Origin of the sequence: Micromonospora sp. D75, from assembly GCF_018070405.1 — a bacterium.
Lineage (GTDB): Bacteria > Actinomycetota > Actinomycetes > Mycobacteriales > Micromonosporaceae > Micromonospora > Micromonospora chalcea.
Genome location: NZ_JAGPXV010000460.1, coordinates 1 through 4,898, shown reverse-complemented (window position 1 = coordinate 4,898; position 4,898 = coordinate 1). Strand labels below are relative to the sequence as shown.

Sequence of the window (4,898 nt, the reverse complement as noted above, 5' to 3'; positions counted from 1 at the left end):
GTCGGGCGGGAACCGGATCGGATCGGCCGCCTCGACGGCGTGCCGGCCGCCGCCCGGGACCAGGCCAACCGGCTGCTGCTCGGCGACCGGCGGGAGCAACTGCTCGTCCGGCGGCTCGCGCTGCTGCGGCCGCTGCCGGCCGGACCGTTGGAGGCGTCCCGGCGGGTCCGGCTCGCCGGCGTCGAGGCGGCGCTGCGCGGGCTGAACCGGCTGAGCGAGCGGCTCGCCGCGCCCGGGCTGCCGCGGGCGTACCTGCTGGGGCTGGACCCGCGCGGCGACGGGCGCGCGGTGGTGGCGCTCGGCAACCCGGACCGGTCCGCCGCGGTGCTGACCTACGTCCCGGGCATGACCTCGGACCTCGCCGACGCGCCGGACGAGCTGGGCCGGGCCGCCCGGGTGCTGCAGCGGTGCGCGGCGCTGGGGCCGGGCGAGGAGGCGGCGGCGGTGCTCTGGCTGGACTACGACGCGCCCGACTTCCTCACCGAGGCGGCCGGCCCCCGGCAGGCCGAGGACGCCGGACCGGCTCTGCACCGGTTCCAGGAAGGGCTACGCGCCGCACACGAGGGTTCGCCGGCCCGGCAGACGGTGCTCGGGCACAGCTACGGCTCACTGGTGGTCGGCGCCGCCGCCCGGGACCACGGGCTGAGCGCGGACGCGCTGGTATTCGTCGGCTCGCCCGGCGTCGGCGTCGACCACGCCACCGAGCTGCGGATGCGCGCCGGCGAGGTCTGGTCGTCGACCGCGCCGGACGACGTGATCCGGCTGGCGCGTCCGCCGGACGAGCTGGCCCGCCGCGCCCTGCTCGCCGGCACGCCGCTCGGCCCGGCGCTGGCCGTGCTCGACCCGCACGCCGAGCGGCTCTGGTTCGGCGCCGACCCGAGCGCGCCGGGTTTCGGCGGGCGGCGGTTCCCGAGCGCCCCGCACGGTCACACCGGCTACTGGGACCCGGACAACCCGGCGCTGGACGGGATGGCCCGGATCGTGCTGGGCCGATGAGCCGCCCGATGCCGTCCGGCGGCCGTCCCAAAGGATCCGGGAGCCGCCCGGGGCGGGCCGGAGACGGCGCGGTCCCTCCCCCCGGCCGACGGGTGGAGGGACCGCTGGCGAAAAGCGGACTACTCGACGGTGACCGACTTGGCCAGGTTCCGGGGCTGGTCCACGTCGTGCCCGCGGGCGGCGGCGATCTCGGCGGCGAGCACCTGCAACGGCACGGTGGTCACCAGCGGCGCCAGCAGTGTCGGCGTACGCGGCACGTAGATCAGGTGGTCGGCGTAGCGGACCACCGCCTGGTCGCCCTCCTCCGCGATCACGATCGTGCGGGCGCCCCGGGCGCGTACCTCCTGGATGTTGGAGACGACCTTGTCGTGCAACATGCCCCGGCCGACCGGCGACGGCACGATGCAGATCACCGGGGTGCCCTGGTCGATCAGCGAGATCGGGCCGTGCTTCAGCTCACCGGCGGCGAAGCCCTCGGCGTGCATGTACGCCAGCTCCTTGAGCTTCAGCGCGCCCTCCAGCGCCACCGGGTAGCCCACGTGCCGGCCGATGAACAGCACCGTCGGCTCGGACTTCAGCTCGCGGCCCAGCTCGCGGACCGGCTCGATCCGGTCCAGCAGCTCCCGCAGCTTGCCCGGCATCTCCTGGAGCTGGGCGACCACCGCGCCCACCTCATCGGCGAACTTGATGCCGCGCACCTGGGCCAGGTGCAGGCCGATCAGGTAGCAGGCGACGACCTGGGTGAGGAACGCCTTGGTGGAGGCGACGGCGATCTCCGGGCCGCCGTGGGTGTAGAGCACGGCGTCGGACTCGCGCGGGATGGTCGAGCCGTTGGTGTTGCAGATGGCCAGCACGCGGGCCTTCTGCTCCTTGGCGTGGCGCAGCGCCATCAGCGTGTCCATCGTCTCGCCGGACTGCGAGATCACCACGATCAGCGTGGACCGGTCCAGCACCGGGTCGCGGTAGCGGAACTCGCTGGCCAGCTCCACCTCGCAGGGGATGCGGGTCCAGTGCTCGATGGCGTACTTGGCGACCAGGCCGGCGTGGTAGGAGGTGCCGCAGGCGACGATGAAGATCTTGTCGACGTCGCGCAGGTCCTGCTCGCTGAGGCGGACCTCGTCGAGGGCGATCTCGCCGGTCTCGGTGAGCCGGCCCAGCAGCGTGTCGGCGATGGCCTGCGGCTGCTCCTCGATCTCCTTGAGCATGAACCAGTCGTAGCCGCCCTTTTCGGCGGCCGACGAGTCCCAATCGATGTGGAAGTCGGTGCCGCTGGCCGGCTGACCGTGGAAGTCGGTGATGTCGATGCTGTCCGGCGTGATCAGGACGATCTGGTCCTGCCCCAGCTCGACCGCGTCCCGGGTGTGCTCGATGAACGCGGCGACGTCGCTGGCCAGGTAGTTCTCGCCGTCGCCCCGACCGACGACCAGCGGCGAGTTGCGCCGGGCGCCGACCACCGCGCCGGGGATGCCGGCGTCGACGGCGAGCAGCGTGAACGCGCCCTCCAGGCGCCCGCAGACCACGCGCATGGCGGCGGCGAGGAGCTGCGGGCTGTCGGTCTCGCCGGCCGCGCGCAGGTCGGCCAGCGCGCGGGCGATCAGGTGCGCGGCGCACTCGGTGTCGGTGTCGCTGGCGAACTCGACGCCCTCGTCCTCCAGCTCGGCGCGGAGCTTCGCGAAGTTCTCGATGATGCCGTTGTGGATCACCGCGACGCGGCCGTCCGGGGAGAGGTGCGGGTGGGCGTTGCGGTCGGTCGGGCCGCCGTGGGTGGCCCAGCGGGTGTGGCCGATGCCGGTGGTGCCGTCGCCGATGCCGATCGGGCTGGCGGCGCAGTCCTCGGGGTTGTCGGCCGCCCGCTCGGAGAGGACCTTCTCCAGGTTCGCGAGCTTGCCGGCCTTCTTCTCGGTCAGCAGCTCGTCCTCGCAGACCACGGCGACACCGGCCGAGTCGTAGCCGCGGTATTCGAGCCGCCGCAGTCCGTCAAGCACGATGCCGAGCGCCGGGCGGGCACCGGCGTAACCCACGATTCCACACATGGTCCGCAGCCTAACCGAGTTTCGCTCATCGCGCGTGCTCGGAAGGCCGGTTAACGATCACTGAATTTGAGCGAACCGAACACCGGGGTTGCTATGTCGGACAACGCACCAGCCGGGATCATCTGCCGTTTGCGTACCGGTTCGGGACGTGCCGCGCACCGGGCGGACCGGGTCCACGCGGGTGGCCGCCACGGCCTACATTGGGGCCGGGCTCCGCCCCCGGGCCCATCGTTCCGCGGGCGTCCGCGCCGTACCCCTGTGAGCTGAGCCGATGTCCGAGACGACCCCTTCCCCCGAGCCGACCTCCGGACCGGTCGACCCGACCGCCGCGCCGGTGACCCCGCAGCCCTCCACCTGGACGCCGCCGGACCCGCTGGCCGCTCCGCAGCCGTGGACGCCACCCGAGCCCTGGTCGCCGTCGTCACCGTCGCCCTGGAGCGCCCCCGGCGCCGAGGCCGGTCACCCTGGTCCGGCGGGCGGCGCCGAGGGGCGGCCGGCGGGCGATCCGGGCCGGGCCGCTCCGGCCGACTCGCCGGGCGCCGGCGACCAGGGCCAGCCCGGGACGCCGGGCGGGCCCGCGAGCCCGGACGCACCGCAGTGGCCGGCCCAGCCGGGAGCACCGGGCTGGCCGGCGCAGCCGGGCACCCCTGGCTCGTCCCCACCGCCGAGCGCCTACCAGCCCGGCACGTATCCGCCCGGGCCGTTCCCGCCCACCGCGTACCCGCCGGGGCCCTACCCGCCGCCGTACGCGTACCCGGGGATGCCGCCGCGCCGCAGCGGCGGCGGTTGGGCGGTCGGGGTGGTGGTCGGCATCGTCACCGTCCTGGCGCTGATCGTCTGCGGCTGCGTCGGGCTGGCCTTCCTCGGCAGCACCATGGACGACGGGTCCGCAGCCGGCACCGGGTACGAGGAGCCGATCTACGGCGAGCCCGGCGACTGGACCGACGACCCGAGCGCGCCCCCGGCGAGGCCGGCGACCACCCCGTCCGGCGGCCCCGGCAAGTACACAGTGCTGTACGAGGTGACCGGCTCCGAGGGCGACGCGGAGGTGCAGTACTACGACGCGAACGGCGACTTCCACCAGCTCAACCTGGTGGACTCGTCCTGGCGGCTGAGGTTCACCACGAACAACCGTGAGCGGGTCCAGATCGTCACCATGCCCGGAAGCGCTGCTGGGTTGACCTGCCGGATAACCATCGACGGCAAGGTCGTCTCCCAGAAGTCGGGAAGGTGGGGCGTGACCTGCTTCGGCTGGTGAGCCCGTGGTGGCGGGCCGTAGGCTCGCAGCCGTGACGACGACCGATCCCCTGGTGGCCCGGATGCGGCCGTTCGGCACCACCGTCTTCGCCGAGATGTCCGCGCTGGCCGTGCGTACCGGCGCGGTCAACCTCGGGCAGGGCTTCCCGGACACCGACGGCCCGCCGGAGATGCTCGCCGCCGCCGCCGAGGCGCAGCGACCCGGCCACACCCAGTACCCGCCCGGCCCGGGCATCCCCGCGCTGCGCGTCGCCGTCGCCGAGCACCAGCGACGGTTCTGGGACCTGGAGTACGACCCGGACGGCGAGATCGTCGTGACGGCCGGCGCGACCGAGGCGATCGCGGCGAGCATCCTCGCGCTGTGCGAGCCGGGTGACGAGGTGATCTGCTTCGAGCCGTACTACGACTCGTACGCCGCCTCGATCGCGCTCGCCGGAGCGGTGCGCCGCCCGGTGACGCTGCGGCCCGGCGCCGACGGCAGGTACGCGTTCGACCCGGGCGAGCTGCGCGCCGCGTTCGGGCCGCGTACCCGGCTGGTGCTGCTGAACTCGCCGCACAACCCGACCGGCAAGGTCTTCACCGCCGACGAGCTGACGACGGTGGCCGAGCTGT

The 4,898-nt window shown here is 74.1% G+C and carries 4 protein-coding genes; 3 read left to right on the top strand and 1 reads right to left on the bottom strand.

The features are described from left to right. The coding region (locus tag KBX39_RS23090; RefSeq protein WP_247660477.1) for an alpha/beta hydrolase at positions 1-996 on the top strand (996 nt) is incomplete at its 5' end. 119 nt (positions 997-1,115) lie between these two features. Here the strand turns inward: KBX39_RS23090 and glmS are convergent. After that, a complete protein-coding gene (glmS, locus tag KBX39_RS23085; protein WP_064446591.1) occupies positions 1,116-3,029 on the bottom strand; it encodes a glutamine--fructose-6-phosphate transaminase (isomerizing) in 1,914 nt (637 codons plus the stop codon). A 271-nt stretch (positions 3,030-3,300) separates the two neighbouring features. Here glmS and KBX39_RS23080 point away from each other — a divergent pair, with 271 nt between their 5' ends. Together KBX39_RS23080 and KBX39_RS23075 are read left to right on the top strand one after the other, a co-directional pair. Then, a complete protein-coding gene (locus KBX39_RS23080) occupies positions 3,301-4,287 on the top strand; it encodes an MmpS family transport accessory protein (protein ID WP_210872474.1) in 987 nt (328 codons plus the stop codon). 31 nt (positions 4,288-4,318) lie between these two features. Next, the coding region (locus KBX39_RS23075) for an aminotransferase class I/II-fold pyridoxal phosphate-dependent enzyme (RefSeq protein ID WP_210872473.1) at positions 4,319-4,898 on the top strand (580 nt) is incomplete at its 3' end.